Genomic DNA, 15,755 nt, shown 5'->3' on the forward strand with positions numbered 1-15,755 from the left:
GGCGAGGATGTCGGTGAGAAGGTTCATGATCGTGCAGCTCCTTGCGCTGTTCATGTGCGGGACCGCGGGGCCCCGCCGGGACTACGTGGGACATGTGCGTCAACTACGGTCTGCAGCCCGTTGCTTGCACACCGTAAGTATCGTTGGTCCCTGCAGTCACATGCGCTCTTCAGAGCGACGATCACCTGTTCCAGGGAACACCTGCTCGCTTGTTCGGATCACGCCAAGTTCGGTCAAGTCCTGAAGTCGCAGGCGCAGTTGACCGGCCGTCGCCTCCACCTCCTCCGGCGGGCGCTTGAGGATCGCCGCCGCGTGCTCCGGCGCGATGACGGAGAAGTAGCTGTCCGGCGTGGCCCAGGTGCTGCCGGGTGCCGCCAGGGCCAGCGCGCCGCCCGAACCGCCCTCGCCGATCACCAGCGTGGTGACCGGCGTGCGCACCGAGGCCACGGCGCCGAACAGGTCCGCGATCGCCGGACCCGCCCCCTGCCGCTCCGCCTCCGCGTCGTTGGCCGCGCCCGGCGTGTCCACCAGGGTCAGCACCGGGATGCCGAGCCGGTCCGCGAGGTGGACGAGCCGGGTCGCGGTGCGGTACCCGGCGGGCCGGGTCGCCGCGCCGGTCTGGGCGGCGTACGCGACCGTCCGCCCCGCGTGCGTGCCGAAGCCGCACAGCATGCCCTCCGGGTCCCGACCGCCGCAGCGGTCGCCGGACAGGACGACCCGTTCGGTGAAGTAGGCGTCCAGGTACGCCCCCGCACGCGGGCGTTCGGGGGCGCGGGCCCGGCGTACCGCCTCCCAGCCGTCGGCCGGCAGGTCCCGCGCGCCCAGCGGCCGAGGCACCGGCGCCGGAGCGTTCGACGGTGCCGTCAGCAGCCGCAGCCACCGCCCCAGCGTCGCGCGCAGCTCCCCGGGCGGTACGACGGCGTCCGCGCTGCCCGCCGCCACCTGCGCCTCGGCCGTGTACGCCGCCGGGTCGGCGTCCGGCGGCCGGACCCGCGAGCCGGCGAAGCCGACCTGGGCGCCGGGCAGGGCGAGGACCACGTCGGCGCCCGCGCCCAGGGTCGCCCAGCCGCCTCCGGTCGCCGGGTCCCGCACCACCGCGATCTGCGCCAGACCTGCCGCCCGGGTCAGCGCCGACTGCCTTGCCACCCGCTGGAGTTGGGTCAGCGCGAGCATCCCCTCCTGCATCCGGCTGCCACCCGTGGCGACCAACGGCACCACGGGGAGCCGGTGTTCACGGGCGTACGCGTACGCCGCCTCGAGACGGTCGCCGGTGCGGTGGCCGAGCGAGCCGCCGAGGAAGCCGAACTCGAAGCAGACGAGCACGGCCCGGGTGCCCTCGACGTCGCCGGTGCCGCAGACGACGGACTCCGTCTCGCCGGTGCGCTCGGCGGCGCGGGCCCGCGCGGCGTCGTAACCGGGCCAGCCGAGGGGGCCGTCGGGCTGCCAGGAGCCGTCCGGGTGGGGGAGTTCGGCGAAGGTGGCGTCGTCGGTGACCAGGGCGAGGAACTCCCGCGCGGTCGGGCGCTCAGCCACGGTCCAGCGCCCGCTTCATGATCTTCCCCATGTCGTTGCGGGGCAGCGCGTCGAGGTGCCGGACGACGCGGGGCCGCTTGTGCGGGGCGAGCCGGCCCGCGACATGGTCGGCCAGCTCATCGAGGGCGGGCGGCGCGGCGGGGTCGGCCGGGACGATCCAGGCCACGATCCGCTCCCCGAGGTCGGGGTCGGGCTCCCCGGTGACCGCGGCCTCCCGCACACCCGGGTGTTCGAGCAGCGCGTTCTCGATCTCCCCGGCGCCGATCTTGTAACCGCCGCTCTTGATCAGGTCGGTGGCCTTGCGGCCGACGATGCGGACATAGCCGTCGGGGTCGCGCACCGCCATGTCGCCGGTGCGGAAGAAGCCGTCCGCGGTGAAGGCGGCGGCGGTGGCGTCGGGGCGGTTGAGGTACTCGGTGAACAGGTTCGGGCCGCGCACCTGGATCTCGCCCACGCTCTCCCCGTCCAGCTCCGCGATCGGCGTGCCGTCCTCCTCCACCAGCCGCAGCTCCACGCCGGGCAGCGGCACGCCCACCGTCCCGGCGCGCGGCTCGCCGTCGGCGCGCACGCTGGTGTTCATCAGGGTCTCCGTCATGCCGTAGCGCTCGATCACCCGGCGTCCGGTGGCGGCGGCGATCCGCTCGTGGTCGTGCACCGGCAGCGCGGCCGACCCCGACACCAGCAGCCGGGCCCCGGCGAGCGCCTTCGCCAGCTCCGGGTCGCCGGGGAGCGTCTCGGCGATCCGGTGGTACATCGTGGGCACGCCGAACAGCATGGTCGCGCCGTCGTTCAGCTCCCGCGCGGCGCCCTCGGTGGAGAACCTGCCCAGGTGGCGCACCGAGCCGCCCCGGCGCAGCGGGCCGAGGACGCCGAGCACCAGCCCGTGCACGTGGAACAGCGGCAGCCCCTGCACCAGGACGTCGTCGCCGGTCCACTGCCAGGCGTCGGCGAGCGCGTCCAGGGTCGTCGCCAGGGCACGACGGGGGATGACGGCGCCCTTGGGCGGGCCGGTGGTGCCGGAGGTGTAGACGACGAGCGCGGGGTCGCCCTCGTCGGCGCGGTCCTCGGGGACGCTCCCGCGGGCCCGCACGTCGACGTCGACACGCTCCAGGGCGCCGAGGGCGGGCGGGAGTTGGGCGTCCGGGGGCGCCAGGAGCAGGGAGGGCGCGCTGTCGGAGAGGATGTGCGCGAGTTCCTTGTCGCCGGACTTCGGGTTGAGGGGTACGGCGGCGACCCCGGCCAGCAGCGCCGCCACCACGGCGACGGCGGTCTCCATCGCCGGGGTGGCCCAGACGGCGACCCGGCCGGCGCCGCCGATCCGCCCGGCCGTGGCGCCCGCCGCGGCGGCGAGTTCCGCGTAGGTCAGGGAACGCTCGCCGAACCGCAGCGCGGGCCGGTCGCCCGGAGCGCCGGTCGGGGCCGGGGAGAGGGCCGGGAAGAGAGAGGACACGCGAAGTACTCCTTAGCTGTCGCCCGAGAGCTGTCGTCCGAGCTGTCGTTCAAGGCTGCCGGATCGCGCGGGATCCGCGAGGTGGGTCTACCCGAAGCCGGGCACCACCAGCACGAGCCAGGCCAGCGCCGGCACGGCCGCCACCACGATCCCGCCGTAGATCATCAACTGGCGGAAGAAACGTTCCCGGTCCACGTCCGGGGCCGCGGCCAGCACCAGCGCGCCGTTCGTCGAGAACGGGCTGACGTCCACCACCGTCGCCGACACCGCGAGCGCCGCGATCATGCCGACCGCCCCGATCTCGCCCTGCGCGAGGAAGGGCACCGCCAGCGGGATCAGCGCGCCCATGATGCCCACGGAGGACGCGAAGGCCGACACGATCGCGCCGATGTAGCAGAGCAGTACGGCGGCCAGCAGCGGGACGCCGATGCCGCCGACGCCCTCACCCGCCCAGGTGATGGTGCCCATCTCCTCCAGCACGCCGACGTAGGTGAGGACACCGCAGATCAGCAGCACCGTGGACCAGGCGATCTCGCCGACCGCGCGGCGGCTGTCGTCCGGCCAGGCGGTGCTCAGGACCACGGCGAGGGTGACGGCGGTCAGACCCGCGTCCAGGTCGAAGCCGAGGACGGCCACGACGAGGGCGACCAGGGCGACGAGCGTGGCGACGCGGGCGGGGGTGAGGCGTACGCCGGTGCCCTCGGCGCCGCCGGTCTCCTGGTCGGGGCGGACGGCCACGGCGGCGGGGGCGGTGCCGCCGGTGCCAGCGCTCGTGCCGGTGCCGGTGCCCTTGCCTGCGCCGGTCCCCGTGCCGCCCTTGCCCAGGGCGCCGCCGTCCTCCGGCGGCACCGCCCCGCGCGCCCACAGCTTCCGCCCGCCGAGCAGGGCGAACAGCACGGCCGCGATGAGGAGGTTGGCGACCAGGGAGGCCAGGAACAGGCCGACCTCGCTGCCCGGGAGCTTCTCGCGCTCCACGATGCCGTTGACGATCGAGCCGTAGATGCTGATCGGCGAGAACCCGCCGGCCTGCGCGCCGTGCACCACCATCGTGCCCATGAGCAGCGGGCTGATCGAGTACCGGGTGGCGAAGCTCAGGGCGATCGGCGCGACGATCGCGACCGCGGCCGGGCTGACCGCGCCGATCGCGGTGAGCGCGCCGGTGAGCGCGAACATCACCCACGGGATCAGCGCGACCCGCCCCCGCACCAGCCGGACGGCCGCGTGCACCAGCCAGTCGGTGGTGCCGTTGGCCCGGGCGATCGCGAACAGGTAGGTGACACCGACGAGGACGACGAACAGGTCGCCGGGGAATCCGGCGAAGATGCCGTCCGCGTCGAGGTCGGCGACGAGCGTGCCCACCCCGAACGCGGCGGCGAAGGCGAGCGCGCCCATGTTGACGGAGCGGGTGGTGGCGATGACGAACACCACGACGAGGACGAGGATCGAGATGAGTTCGGGGGACATGCGGGGGCTCCCGAGTGCTGACCTGACTGCCGATGGGGAGTGGCTGAGTGGCTGAGCCACTTGGATGGTGCGGTTGGCTGGTCAGCGTGGGCCCGGCGGGAGCCGGCGTCAAGGGGTCGCGCAACAATTGGCTCAGCCACTCAGCCACTCGGCCACCGGGCCACCTCCCGCCCGGTGCTACGCTCCCGTCGAGAGGGGGGACCTCATGACCGACGCCCTGCGCCCCATGACCAAGCAGCGCCTGTACGAACAGGTGCTGGAGCGGCTGCGCCAGTACGTCACCGACGGCGGCCTGCGGGCCGGCGACCGCCTTCCGCCCGAACGGGACCTCGCCCACCGCCTCGGCGTCAGCCGCGCCTCGGTGAAGCAGGCCATCGTGGTCCTGGAAGTGCAGGGCCTGGTGGAGGCGCGGCACGGCGGCGGGACCTATCTGGTCCGCGACAGCCTCGACGTCGAACCGGTCGAGGCGATGGTCGAACGCCGGCGCCGACTTCCGGACGTCCTGGAGGCCCGTGAGGCGCTGGAGACCAAGCTCGCCGAACTGGCCGCCGAGCGCCGCACGGAGGACGACCTCGCCGCGATGCGGGCCGCGCTGGACGTGATGGCCGAGGAGATCGACCGCGACGGGCACGGTGTCGAGGGGGACCGGCTGTTCCACGCGGCGGTGACGGCGGCGGCGCACAGCAGCCTGCTCGCCGAGTTCATGCGCTCCATCGCCCACCAGATCGCCGAGAGCCGCACCGAGTCCCTGCGCCAGCCCGGCCGCCCCGGCCGCTCCCTGGCCCAGCACCGGGCGATCCTGGACGCCGTCGCCGCCCGGGAGCCCCGGCAGGCCGCCGCCGCGATGCGCCGCCACGTCCGTACGGTCGCCAAGGTCCGCCTGCTGGACTGGGACCCGGAGGACGAGCGCTGACCGGGGGCCCTTCCCTATGCGCCGACCGCGGTGCGCTGGAGCAGCCCCCAGGTGAACTCCGCGACCACCTCGTGTCGTACGCCGTCCCGGTCCGGGGCGGTGAAGGCCAGCCCCCACCGGGTCGGGGCCGAGCCCTGGAGCGGCCGGGCGGGGGCGAAGGCGCGGGCCGCCTCGTCCACCGTGCACGACCAGGGCGTGAGGTCGTCCAGGGTGCGCAGCTCGGGCGCCGGTGCGCCGGGGGCGCGGACCAGCCACTCGTTCCAGACGACGCCCTTGTCCGCGACGAGCACCTCGAAGCGCAGGTCCGGCCACAGGGGCAGCGCCCACTGCCGGGCCTCGCACTCCAGGTCGCCGATCCGGCGCGGCGCCACCGACTCCGGCTCGCCCAGGACGGAGCGGTACCGGGCGGCCGCCGAGCGGGACCGGGGTGAGTGGAGCATCGCCTGCCAGCGCCTGTTGGCCTCGCGCATGTCCGCGACCGAGGCGCCCAGCTCGCGGCGGGCGTCCTCGACCGGGCCGGGGTTGTGGTCGGCCATGCGGCGCAGCAGGACGAGCTGGAAGTCGCGCGGGGTGAACGGACCCGCGGACTGCTTTCCGGTCGGCATGGCACCCATCATCACCCGACCATTGCCCAGGCAAACGCGATATGAGTAGCCTGTGTTCGTTATTCCGACCGTCTGTTGAAATCTCGAACACACTCAGGGAGGGGGCTGGACATGGGACGCCTCGTGCCGGCCGTGACCCGGGCTCTCGACATACTGGAGCTCTTCCTCGACGGGGACGGCACGCTCTCCGCCCCCGACATCGTGCGCCGGCTGCAGCTGCCGCGGACCACCGTGCACGAGCTGGTCACCACGCTCGCCGCCCGCAAGTACATCGTCCCGGTCCCCGGGCAGTCCGGACGGTACCGGCTCGGCGTGCGTCCGTACCAGCTCGGCGCCCGCTACGCCGAACACCTCGACCTCGCCGCGGAGGGCCAGCAGGTCGCCCGGACCGTCGCCGAGACCTGCGACGAGACGGTGCACGTGGCGATCCTGGAGGACACCGACGTCATCTACATCGCCAAGGTCGACTCCACGCACGCGGTGCGCATGGTCTCCGCGGCGGGACGGCGGCTGCCCGCGCACTGCACGTCGGTCGGCAAGATGCTGCTGGCCTCCCTGCCCGAGCCGGAGGTCGCCGCGCGCTTTCCCGACGGCGCCGAGCTGACCGCGATGACCCCGAACAGCATCACCGACCCGGCCGCCCTGCGCGAGGCCCTCGCCGGGATCCGCGAGCGGGGGACCGCCGTGGAGAGCCGCGAGTCCAACCCGGACGTCTCCTGCGTGGCCGCCCCGGTCCGCGACCGCACCGGCCGCGTCGTCGCCGCGCTGTCGATCTCGGTGCCCATGATCCGCTGGAGCGAGGAACGCCGCGCCGAACTGGAGCAGCTGGCCGTCAAGGGCGCCGCCGACCTCTCCGAGCGGCTCGGTCACAGGAGCGCGGCATGACGACGAACGGCACGGCCTTCGAGGTGGCCGTCCACGCGGAAGCGACCCTCGGCGAGGGCCCCACCTGGGACCCGGCGACCGACCGCCTGCTGTGGCTCGACATCCTGAATTCCCGCGTCCACACCTACGACCCGGCCACCGGCCGGCGCACGCTGCGCCGCACCGACCAGCACGTGGGCGCCGTCAAGCCCCGCGCGGGCGGCGGCCTGGTCCTCAACCTGCGGGACGGCGTCGGCCTGCTCGACCCCGACGACACCTTCCGCTGGCTGCACCGGGAGCCCGTCCCCGGCCGCCGCGCCAACGACGCCGCCGTCGCCCCCGACGGCAGCCTGTGGGCGGGCACCATGCGCTACGACGAGGCTCCGGGCGGCGGCACGCTGTCCCGGTTCACCGGGGACGGCACCGCCGAGACCGTCCTCGACGACGTGACGGTGAGCAACGGCACCGGCTGGAGCCCCGACGGCACGCTGATGTACTACATCGACACCCCGACCCGCCGCATCGACGTCTTCGACGTCGCCGCGGACGGCCGGGTCGCGAACCGCCGCCCCCTGGCCACCGTCGAGGAGGGCGCGGGCTTCCCCGACGGCCTGTGCGTCGACGCCGAGGGCTGTGTGTGGGTCGCCCTGTGGGACGGCGGCGCGGTACGCCGCTACACCCCGTCCGGCGACCTGGACCGGGTGCTCACCCTCCCGGTCCCGCGCGTCACGGCCTGCGCCTTCGGCGGCCCGGACCTCACCGACCTGTACCTCACCACCGCCCGGGTCGGCCTGACGGCCCCGCACCCACTGGCGGGCTCGCTGCTGGTGGTGCCGGGGGCCGGACGGGGGGTGGCGCAGCCCGCGTTCGCGGGGTGAGCGCCGCGACTGCACTCCGTTGCCGCACGGACGCCAACCCGGTGCCGGTCCGGCCGTCCGCTCACATCCCCGCGCGGTCGAGCCCGGCGAGCACCTCGCGCTCGCCGGGGTCGGCGGCGGTCCGGTACGGCGGAGACGGAGGCCCCGGTGGGGGCTGCCGGGAGAGGCCGGGTGAGGAGGCGGGGGCGGTCGTGCTTCCGCGCGTGGACCGGCTGCTCGCTCACACCCCCGCGCGGTCGAGCCCGGCGAGCACCTCGCGCTCGCCGGGCGTCAGCGGCGGCCCCGACAGTGGGGGGAGCGGCGGGCCGGCCAGGGCGGCCAGGACCGCCGACGGGTGGAACATGCGGGTCGGCGGGGTGCGCATGCTGGTGACGTCCCAGAGCGCCGAGGCCGCCGCGAAGCTGCCGGTGGCCGCCCTCGTCATGCGCCGCGTGTACGCCGTCACCGCCCGGTCGCCGAGCCCCGGCCGCCGCCCGCCGCGCGTCTCGGGGTAGAGGACGTCCTGCCCGACGGCCATCGCCCAGGCCGCGTCCACCGGGCGCGCCGCGCCGCGCAGCACCCGCCGGGCGAGTCCGGGCGCGTCGAGACGGCCGGCCCGCGCCAGCTCCCGGCCGAGGACCCGGGCGCCGAACGCGGCCACCGACATGCCCTGCCCGTAGGCCGGGTTGAAGGTGCCGAGCGCGTCGCCGAGGACCACGAGGCCCTCGGGCCAGTGCGGCACCTTGTCCACGTAGTGCCGCACATTGCTGGTGGACCGGCTCAGACGCACGTCGGTGAGCGGTTCGGCGCCGGAGATCAGCCGTCCGACGATCGGGTCCGGCAGGCCGAGCGTGTAGCGCAGGAAGCCCTCGGGGTCGGCCGGCGGCTCACCGCCGCGCGTGCCGCCGCAGCTGACCAGCCAGCGGCCCCCCTCGACCGGCATCACCATGGCGCTGCGGCCCGGCCGGGACACGTACGGATCGGCGTGCACGACCGTCAGCGGGAACCGCTCCGCCCCGGCCGGCACCCGGTACAGGCGCGAGGCGTTGACCAGCCCCGAGTCCACGGTCCGGGTCCGCACGCCGGACAGCCCGAGCCCCGCCAGCCAGGGCACGATCCGCGTACCGCGTCCGCTCGCGTCGACGACCAGGTCGGCGTCGAGCACCGTCTCTCCGTCGGGCCCCGACACCCGCACGCCCCGCACCCGGCCCGCCGACCCCGTCAGACCGACCGCCGTCGCCTCGCGCACCTCGACCGGGGTGTGCGCGAGCACCGCGTCCCGCACCGTCCAGTCCACCAGCGCGCGGGTGCAGGTGAGCATGGCGGGCCCCTCGCGCCGCCAGCGGCGCAGCCAGCCCTCGGGGGTGCGGGCCAGCGTGCCCGAGCTGAGGGAGATCTCGTGCGCCCCGGCGCCGAGCAGCCGCCCGCGCAGGCTCGCGCCGGGCACGATCTCCTCCATCGCGGCCAGCCCGCCGGCCATCAGCAGGTGCGCGTGCCGGCCCTGCGGCAGCCCCCGGCGCGGGCGCGGCCCGTCGGGCAGCTCGTCGCGGTCCAGGACCACGACCTCCGCCACTCCCGCGTCGGCCAGTACGGCCGCGGCCAGCATCCCGGCCAGTCCGGCACCGACGACGACAGCTCTACGCGACATGGGGCTCCTCGGGTTCGGTCAGGGGGCCGGGCAGGGAGGACGGGTTCGTGCCGCCGGGCGCGCCGGCCCGGCCGGGCGGGTGGTGCAGGGCCTGCGACAGTGCCACCAGCCCGCTCGGGCCGGGCACCTCGGTGGCATGCAGCCGGTAGGAAGGGGCGGCGTCGGGCGGTTCCTCGTGGGCGGCGGCCCGGCGTACCGCGTCGGCGAGCATCACCGCCTCCGCCGCCAGCCGGGCCTCGTGCGGGGAGCGGCCCGCGCGCAGGGCGGCGTCCCGCTCCCGTTCCCGGACCCGGTGGTCGAAGTACGGCGCCAGGGTGAGCAGCGCGTCGTGGATGGAGACCTCCCGCCACTGCAGCCGGGCCCGGGGCAGCTGCCACCGGGCGGCGGGCTGCCGGGGCGCCGTGGACACCGGCTTCACCAGCGACCACAGCGGACCCAGCCGCCGGTAGTCGTCCAGCCCCCGCCAGTGCGCCAGCACGGACGGCAGCAGCCGGGGCAGGGTGAAGCCCACGGAACACACCAGCGCCGCCAGCGACGCCATCGGCGGGGCCACCGTGGTGGAGAGCACGTCGAGGTCGTGACCCGCCCACCGCGCCACCACGGCCGTGTACTTGGCGAGCTGGAACCCCAGCAGGTCCAGCAGCCCGCCCAGCACGATGAGCCGCAGCCCGGCCCGCAGCAGGCCGTCCACCTCACGGCTCCACTTGACGCAGACGGCGCACATCACCAGCATCGCCGCGCTGTGCCCGAGCAGGTACAGCAGGATCATCTCCCGCATGAACGGGGTGTCCGCGTAGTAGGTGTCGAGGTCGGTCAGCCGCTCGGTGTCCGCGTCGGCGAGCAGGAACAGCACGACGATGGCGGCCACCAGCAGACCGTAGGCGGCCATGCTGCGCAGCACCGCGCGCCGCACCACCGACCGGGGACCGCCGCGCCAGTTGATCAGCAGCACCAGCACCGCGCAGCTGTACGCGGAGAGCATGCCGTAGGTCAGCGGGGCGCCGAAGTTGGGGACGCCGGTGAGCCGGTTGACGGTGCCGAGGGTGGCCGGGGCGGCGCACACGAAGACCAGGGCGCCGAGGACGATCGCCGCGCAGGTGGACAGGGTCAGCGGGTCGCGGACGGCGGTGCGCGGACGGCGGAACAGCAGCACCGAGGTCATGCCGAACACCAGTGCCGCCAGGTAGACGACGAGACTCACGCCCGACCACTCCTCTCCCGCGGGACTTCCCCGGCCGCGCCGCGCCGGCTTCCGGTCGGCCCGCCGCCCGTCACGCGGTGCCCGCCGTGGTCCTGTCGCCCGGCAGGGCGGAGGCGGCCGGCACCCGCACGGTGCCGGCGAGTACGTCGGCGATCCGCGCGAGGGTCGCCGGGTCCGGTGACGGCACCGGGGACCGGCCGGTGCCGGGGGACGGGGGCGACGTCCGCCCGGGGCCGGCCTCGCGCCGCAGCGCGTCGGTGAGCACCGCGGCCCACGCCCGCGCACCGGCCAGCCCGGGATCCCCCGTCGCCGCCAGCGCGTCGGCACGGGTGCGGTCGTACAGGTCCCCGTCGCAGTACGCGGCCAGCTGGCCGAGCGCGTTGTGGATGCTCGTGCGGCGCCACATCAGGAGGGTGGCGGGCGAGGCGAACCGGGGGCGCGGCAGCCGCAGCGCCCGCCGGACGAGCAGGTCGTCCAGGGCCCGCTCCAACGGCTCGAGCCGGACGTAGGCGCGGGACGCGCGCCGCCGCTCGGCCAGCCACGGCGCCGCCAGCGGTACGAGGACCCCGACGACCACCAGGAGGGCGCCGAGGCCGGCCGCGGCCGGGGAGACGGTGGTGCCGAGCGCCGACCAGTCCCGCCCGGACCAGCGGGCGCTCACCGCGACGAGCTTGACGGCGCTGTAGCCGGCGCCGCACAGCGAACCGGCGCCGAGCAGCAGCAGGCCGGCCCGCAGCCCGCCGCGCACCTGCCGGGCCCAGCGCAGCGCGGACACCGTCGTGACGGTCACCGCGGTCAGGTGCGCGACCAGGTACAGCACGATCATCTGGGCGATGAACGGGGTCGTCGCGTAGTAGGTGTCCAGGTCGGTGCGGCGCTCCACGGGCGCGTCGCCGAGGGCGAAGGCCACCCCGATGCCGAGGACCACGACGGCGTAGGCGAGCGTCCACCGGCGGGCGGTGCGGCGCACCCGGGGCCCGCCGCGCCAGTGGACGACGAGGACCTGGGAGGCGGCGCAGTACCCGGTGATCGCCGCGTAGGTGAGCGGCGCCGCGAGGTTGGGCACACCGCTCAGCCGGTTGACGGCGCCGACCGTCGGCGGCGCCCCGAGCAGGAAGCAGAGCCCGGCCAGCCCCAGCACCGCGCAGATGGCCCGCAGATACGGATCGTGCCGGTGCCGCAGCAGGTCGGGGGCCTTCACCGCGAGACCCAGCCAGAGCGCCCCGCAACTCGTGTAGTTGATCAGGCTGTTCATCCGGTCGTCCCGCGGTAGTTGAGCGCGGCCCCGATGCGCCCGGCGAGACTGCGCGGGCTGTCCGCGTCGCCGCCCTCCGCGGCGAACACCGAGTCGGTGGAGGCGTCCAGCCAGACGCGCAGCCGGCTGCCCATCAGCATGCCGAAGCGGTCCGCCTCCTGCTCCTCGGCCAGGGAGAAGTCGGTGCGCGCGGCCACCGGCCGGTTCCGGACGACGGGCCGGTTCCGGCTGCCCGCCCGGGCGTTCGCCGCCGCCTCCCGCTCCGCCTCGGCCCGGCGGCGGCTCATGTGCCAGACCTCGTGGCAGAGGATCACGATCTGGTGCCAGACGGCCGCGCGTTCGTCCACCACCACGTCGTCGTGGCTCTCGCGCTCCAGCCACAGTCCGCTCGCGGTGTGCGGCGGGAACGCCGCCCGGTGCACGACCACCTCCCGGCCCCGCCACGCGCTGACGGAGGCGACGAGCGCGTCGAACAGCACCTCGGGGTCGGCCGGCACGGCCACCCGGATGGGGTCGATGAGGGCGTCGGCGAGACGCCGCATCTCCTTCCTGGTACGCACCGCTGTCTCCTCGTTCCCCCGGGCTGTCCTCCGGCCACCCCTGCAATATGCCAAGAGGCGTGCCCTGTGGGCCAGTTCCGCGGCAGGTCCGTGGCCGACTCCGTACTCCCGGGAAAAGTCCCGGCCGGGATCCTGCCCGAACCATTGACGCGCAAGCGCTTCCCACCTACGTTTCCCGTTCGAAGTTACGAGCGACATTCGGTATATCGAACAGTTAGGGCAGGGCATGGGACGACCTGGCCTGAATCGCAGGCACTTTCTGGCCGCGGCCGGCGGCCTGACGGTCGCGGGCAGCTTCGGCTTCGCCGCGCTCGGCACCGGCGCCGACGCGCTCGCCTCCGGAGCGGACACCCGGGTGCGGTACTGGAACCTCTTCAGCGGCGGCGACGGCTACAACATGATCGCGATGCTGGACTCCTTCCGCAGGGACAACCCCGGCATCGACGTGGAGGACTCCACCCTCCAGTGGGGCAGCCCCTTCTACACCAAGCTCGCCATGGCCGCCGCCGGCAACCGCGCGCCCGACCTCGGCGTCATGCACCTCGGCCGCGTCACCGGTTTCTCACCCGGCCGCCTCCTCGACCCCTGGGACCCCGCCCTGCTCGCCAAGTACGGAGTGCGGGAAGAGGACTTCAACCCCGAGCTGTGGAAGCGCGCCGTCATCGGCGGCAGGCTCTACGCCCTCCCGCTCGACATCCACGTCCAGCTCTGCTTCTACCGCAAGGACGTGCTGAAGAAGGCGGGCCTGCTCGGCGAGGACGGCCGGATCGTGCCGGTCACCTCCACCGAGGAGTGGTTCGACGTGCTCAAGGAGGCCAGGAAGGCCACCGCGAAGGGGTTGCAGACCATCGGGCTGTGGCACAACGACCAGAACTTCCAGTGGTGGTTCTTCGTCGCCTTCTACACCCAGCTCGGCGGCACCTGGTTCAACGACGCGAAGACCGAGGTCGCCTTCGACACCGACAAGGCCGTCCAGGTCCTGGAGTTCCTGCGCAAGCACGTCGCCGACGGGTACGCCAACCCCTCCTTCGGCGGCGGGGCCGGTGCCGAACAGTTCGTCAACGGCTCGCCCTTCTGCTGGGAGGGCAACTGGTCCGTGCCGGTCTTCGACGCCGCGAAGCTCGACTACGGCGCCACCCCGCTGCCGCCCGTCTTCGGCAGGCGGGCCACCCACGCCGAGTCGCACTCCTTCGTCCTGCCGCACCAGGCCGACCGCGGCGGCGCCACCAACGAGGGCGCGCACCGGCTCGCCGCCTACGTCGTCAAGCACGCCCGGCAGTGGGCGGCCGGCGGCCACATCCCCGCCTACACGCCGACCCTGTCCACGGCCGCGTACCGGAAGCTGCAACCGCAGAACGAGTACGTCTCGGCCATGGACCACCAGGCCACCGAGCCCAAGGTGTGGTTCGCGGGCTCCACCGGCATCCTCGCCCAGCGCGTCGGCCCGATCGTCGTCTCCTCGACGACGGGCTCCACGAAGCCCGAGTCCGCCGCCCGCCGGATGAAGAGCACCCTCGCCGAACTGCTCGCCATGAAGAACCCCATGGACGGCCGTACCGCCGCACAGGGAGGTGCCGCCGCATGACCGCCACCGGCGCCGAGACGATCGTCCGCCCGACACGTGCGAGGACCGCCGCCGCCGACAGCGTCGGCGTCCGCCGCGGGCAGGGCTTCCAGCACGGCGGCTGGTTCGTCGCCCCGTTCCTCGCCCTCTTCGCCCTGTTCGTGGTCTGGCCGCTGCTGCGCGGCCTCTACCTGAGCTTCACCGACGCCAACATCTCCGGCGACAGCGCGAGCTTCATCGGCCTCGACAACTACCGCGAGGCCCTCCGGGACCCCCTGATGTGGGACGCGCTCGGCCACAGCGCCTACTTCACGCTGCTCGTCGTGCCCTGCATCACCGTCCTCGCCTTCCTCCTGGCGATGCTGGCCCACCACATCGAGCGCGGCAAGTGGCTGTGGCGGCTCTGCTTCTTCCTGCCGTTCCTGCTGCCGTCCACCGTCGCCGCCAACCTGTGGCAGTGGCTGTTCAACCCCGGCACCGGCATGATCAACCACGTCTTCGGCCTCGACACCCCGTGGCTGACCGACAAGTCGTACGCCATGCTCGCCGTCGTCATCACCACGCTGTGGTGGACCGTCGGCTTCAGCTTCCTGCTCTACCTCGCCGCACTCCAGGGCATCCCCGCCCACCTCTACGAGGCGGCCAAGCTCGACGGCGCGAACGCCTGGCACCGCACCGTCCACATCACGCTGCCGATGCTGCGCAACATCACCGGCCTCGTCGTCGCGCTGCAGATCCTCGCCTCGCTCCAGGTCTTCGACCAGGCCGTCGTCATGCAGGACTTCGGGCCCGGCCCGGAGAACTCCACCCGCACCTTCGTGCAGTACACGCTCGAACAGGGCTTCACCAGCTACCGCGTGGGCTACGCCTCCGCGATCTCCATCATCTTCTTCGTGCTCATCGCGGCCGTCGCCCTCGCCCGGATGTGGCTGCTGCGCAACCGTGAGGAGGGCGGCCGATGACCACCGCCGCACCGCCGATCCGCACCCGCACCCGCCCGCGCCGGGGGTGGACACCCGGCCAGATCGTGCTCACCCTGCTCGGCACCGCCGTCTCCGCGGTGTTCCTCGCCCCGCTCGCCTGGGCCCTGTTCACCTCGCTGAAGTCGGAGACCGAGGCGGTCGAGGTGCCCACGCACTGGCTGCCGCACGACTGGACCGGCCAGGCCTGGACGGCCCTCTTCGAGACCGGCAACATCACCAACTGGTTCGTCAACTCGCTGGTCGTGTCCGTGTGCGTGACGACGATCGTGCTGCTGGTCGCCGCGCTCGCCGGATACGGCTTCGCCCGCACCGAGTTCCGCGGCAAGGGCGTCCTGATGGGTGTGGTGATGGCCGGCCTCATGGTCTCCCCGGCCGTGCTCGGCGTCCCGCTGTTCACCACCGTCCAGCAGATGGGGATGGTCGACACCTACTGGGGCATGATCCTGCCGCAGTGCGCGCCCGCCGCGATGGTCTACATCCTCTACAAGTTCTTCCAGGGCATCCCGCGCGAGCTGGAGGAGGCCGCCTTCATCGACGGCGCCGGCCGCTGGCGCGTCTTCTTCACGATCATCGTGCCGCTCTCCCGCCCCTCGCTCGCGGCGGTCGGCATCTTCACCTTCATCAGCTCCTGGAACAACTTCCTGTGGCCGTACATGGTCACCAACAACCCCGACCTGATGACCATGCCGAACGGCATCGCGACCGTCATGAACTCCTACGGCATCCAGTGGGCCCAGCTCATGGCCGGCGGCCTGATGGCGGGCCTGCCGCTGATCGTCGTCTTCGTCTTCTTCCAGCGCCAGATCGTGGCGGGCGTCGCCCACACGGGCCTGGCCGGCCAGTAGAGAGCCCCGTACG

The 15,755-nt window shown here is 74.0% G+C and carries 14 protein-coding genes; 6 read left to right on the top strand and 8 right to left on the bottom strand.

Translation table 11 applies throughout. The features are described from left to right. Positions 1-156: 156 nt before the first annotated feature. The 3 genes from D1J63_RS25215 to D1J63_RS25225 form a co-directional block, all read right to left on the bottom strand. Complete coding sequence (locus tag D1J63_RS25215) at positions 157-1,533, bottom strand: carboxyl transferase domain-containing protein (RefSeq protein WP_125631862.1); 1,377 nt, start codon at positions 1,531-1,533, stop codon at positions 157-159. Then, the gene (locus D1J63_RS25220; RefSeq protein WP_125631864.1) at positions 1,526-2,983 is read right to left on the bottom strand and encodes an acyl-CoA synthetase; all 1,458 of its coding nucleotides are present in this window, start codon (positions 2,981-2,983) and stop codon (positions 1,526-1,528) included. Before D1J63_RS25220 ends, D1J63_RS25215 begins: the two co-directional genes overlap by 8 nt. Before the next feature lie 87 nt (positions 2,984-3,070). Continuing rightward, the gene (locus tag D1J63_RS25225) at positions 3,071-4,447 is read right to left on the bottom strand and encodes an SLC13 family permease (protein WP_125631866.1); all 1,377 of its coding nucleotides are present in this window, start codon (positions 4,445-4,447) and stop codon (positions 3,071-3,073) included. Positions 4,448-4,652: 205 nt separating this feature from the next. On the opposite strand from D1J63_RS25225, the gene D1J63_RS25230 reads away from it, so the two are divergent. Beyond that, positions 4,653-5,360, top strand: a complete 708-nt coding sequence (locus tag D1J63_RS25230) for a FadR/GntR family transcriptional regulator (RefSeq protein ID WP_125631868.1) — start codon at positions 4,653-4,655, stop codon at positions 5,358-5,360. A 14-nt stretch (positions 5,361-5,374) separates the two neighbouring features. Here the strand turns inward: D1J63_RS25230 and D1J63_RS25235 are convergent, their stop codons facing one another. Further along, positions 5,375-5,977 carry a hypothetical protein gene (locus D1J63_RS25235; protein WP_125631870.1) on the bottom strand — a complete coding sequence of 201 codons (603 nt, stop codon included), beginning with the start codon at positions 5,975-5,977 and terminating at the stop codon, positions 5,375-5,377. A gap of 99 nt (positions 5,978-6,076) precedes the next feature. On the opposite strand from D1J63_RS25235, the gene D1J63_RS25240 reads away from it, so the two are divergent. Together D1J63_RS25240 and D1J63_RS25245 are read left to right on the top strand one after the other, a co-directional pair. Beyond that, positions 6,077-6,850, top strand: a complete 774-nt coding sequence (locus D1J63_RS25240; RefSeq protein WP_125631872.1) for an IclR family transcriptional regulator — start codon at positions 6,077-6,079, stop codon at positions 6,848-6,850. Continuing rightward, the gene (locus tag D1J63_RS25245; protein WP_125631874.1) at positions 6,847-7,707 is read left to right on the top strand and encodes an SMP-30/gluconolactonase/LRE family protein; all 861 of its coding nucleotides are present in this window, start codon (positions 6,847-6,849) and stop codon (positions 7,705-7,707) included. The genes D1J63_RS25240 and D1J63_RS25245 overlap by 4 nt, the downstream gene beginning before the upstream one ends. A 220-nt stretch (positions 7,708-7,927) precedes the next feature. Here D1J63_RS25245 and D1J63_RS25250 read toward each other — a convergent pair whose 3' ends face one another. The 4 genes from D1J63_RS25250 to D1J63_RS25265 all read right to left on the bottom strand — a co-directional run bounded on the left by D1J63_RS25250 (position 7,928) and on the right by D1J63_RS25265 (position 12,350). Continuing rightward, the gene (locus D1J63_RS25250; protein ID WP_125631876.1) at positions 7,928-9,334 is read right to left on the bottom strand and encodes an FAD-dependent monooxygenase; all 1,407 of its coding nucleotides are present in this window, start codon (positions 9,332-9,334) and stop codon (positions 7,928-7,930) included. After that, complete coding sequence (locus D1J63_RS25255; protein WP_125631878.1) at positions 9,324-10,535, bottom strand: MAB_1171c family putative transporter; 1,212 nt, start codon at positions 10,533-10,535, stop codon at positions 9,324-9,326. The genes D1J63_RS25250 and D1J63_RS25255 overlap by 11 nt, the downstream gene beginning before the upstream one ends. A 70-nt stretch (positions 10,536-10,605) precedes the next feature. Further along, positions 10,606-11,790 carry an MAB_1171c family putative transporter gene (locus D1J63_RS25260; RefSeq protein ID WP_125631880.1) on the bottom strand — a complete coding sequence of 395 codons (1,185 nt, stop codon included), beginning with the start codon at positions 11,788-11,790 and terminating at the stop codon, positions 10,606-10,608. Further along, a complete protein-coding gene (locus D1J63_RS25265) occupies positions 11,787-12,350 on the bottom strand; it encodes a toxin (RefSeq protein WP_125631882.1) in 564 nt (187 codons plus the stop codon). Before D1J63_RS25265 ends, D1J63_RS25260 begins: the two co-directional genes overlap by 4 nt. A 226-nt stretch (positions 12,351-12,576) precedes the next feature. Between D1J63_RS25265 and D1J63_RS25270 the strand changes: the two genes are divergently transcribed. The 3 genes from D1J63_RS25270 to D1J63_RS25280 are packed head-to-tail and all read left to right on the top strand — an operon-like array spanning position 12,577 to position 15,742. Next, complete coding sequence (locus tag D1J63_RS25270) at positions 12,577-13,935, top strand: extracellular solute-binding protein (protein WP_125631884.1); 1,359 nt, start codon at positions 12,577-12,579, stop codon at positions 13,933-13,935. Continuing rightward, the gene (locus D1J63_RS25275) at positions 13,932-14,876 is read left to right on the top strand and encodes a sugar ABC transporter permease (RefSeq protein WP_125631886.1); all 945 of its coding nucleotides are present in this window, start codon (positions 13,932-13,934) and stop codon (positions 14,874-14,876) included. The genes D1J63_RS25270 and D1J63_RS25275 overlap by 4 nt, the downstream gene beginning before the upstream one ends. Continuing rightward, the gene (locus tag D1J63_RS25280; protein WP_125631888.1) at positions 14,873-15,742 is read left to right on the top strand and encodes a carbohydrate ABC transporter permease; all 870 of its coding nucleotides are present in this window, start codon (positions 14,873-14,875) and stop codon (positions 15,740-15,742) included. Before D1J63_RS25275 ends, D1J63_RS25280 begins: the two co-directional genes overlap by 4 nt. Positions 15,743-15,755: the final 13 nt, after the last annotated feature.

Source organism: Streptomyces sp. KPB2, from assembly GCF_003950055.1.
In the GTDB taxonomy this organism is placed as follows: Bacteria; Actinomycetota; Actinomycetes; order Streptomycetales; family Streptomycetaceae; genus Streptomyces; species Streptomyces salinarius.

Bases quoted from the DNA above. Each gene is read 5' to 3' on its own strand.
- D1J63_RS25225 (WP_125631866.1), bottom strand. From the start codon at position 4,447: ATGTCCCCCGAACTCATCTCGATCCTCGTCCTCGTCGTGGTGTTCGTC.
- D1J63_RS25230 (WP_125631868.1), top strand. From the start codon at position 4,653: ATGACCGACGCCCTGCGCCCCATGACCAAGCAGCGCCTGTACGAACAG.
- D1J63_RS25235 (WP_125631870.1), bottom strand. From the start codon at position 5,977: ATGATGGGTGCCATGCCGACCGGAAAGCAGTCCGCGGGTCCGTTCACC.
- D1J63_RS25240 (WP_125631872.1), top strand. From the start codon at position 6,077: ATGGGACGCCTCGTGCCGGCCGTGACCCGGGCTCTCGACATACTGGAG.
- D1J63_RS25245 (WP_125631874.1), top strand. From the start codon at position 6,847: ATGACGACGAACGGCACGGCCTTCGAGGTGGCCGTCCACGCGGAAGCG.
- D1J63_RS25250 (WP_125631876.1), bottom strand. From the start codon at position 9,334: ATGTCGCGTAGAGCTGTCGTCGTCGGTGCCGGACTGGCCGGGATGCTG.
- D1J63_RS25260 (WP_125631880.1), bottom strand. From the start codon at position 11,790: ATGAACAGCCTGATCAACTACACGAGTTGCGGGGCGCTCTGGCTGGGT.
- D1J63_RS25270 (WP_125631884.1), top strand. From the start codon at position 12,577: ATGGGACGACCTGGCCTGAATCGCAGGCACTTTCTGGCCGCGGCCGGC.
- D1J63_RS25275 (WP_125631886.1), top strand. From the start codon at position 13,932: ATGACCGCCACCGGCGCCGAGACGATCGTCCGCCCGACACGTGCGAGG.
- D1J63_RS25280 (WP_125631888.1), top strand. From the start codon at position 14,873: ATGACCACCGCCGCACCGCCGATCCGCACCCGCACCCGCCCGCGCCGG.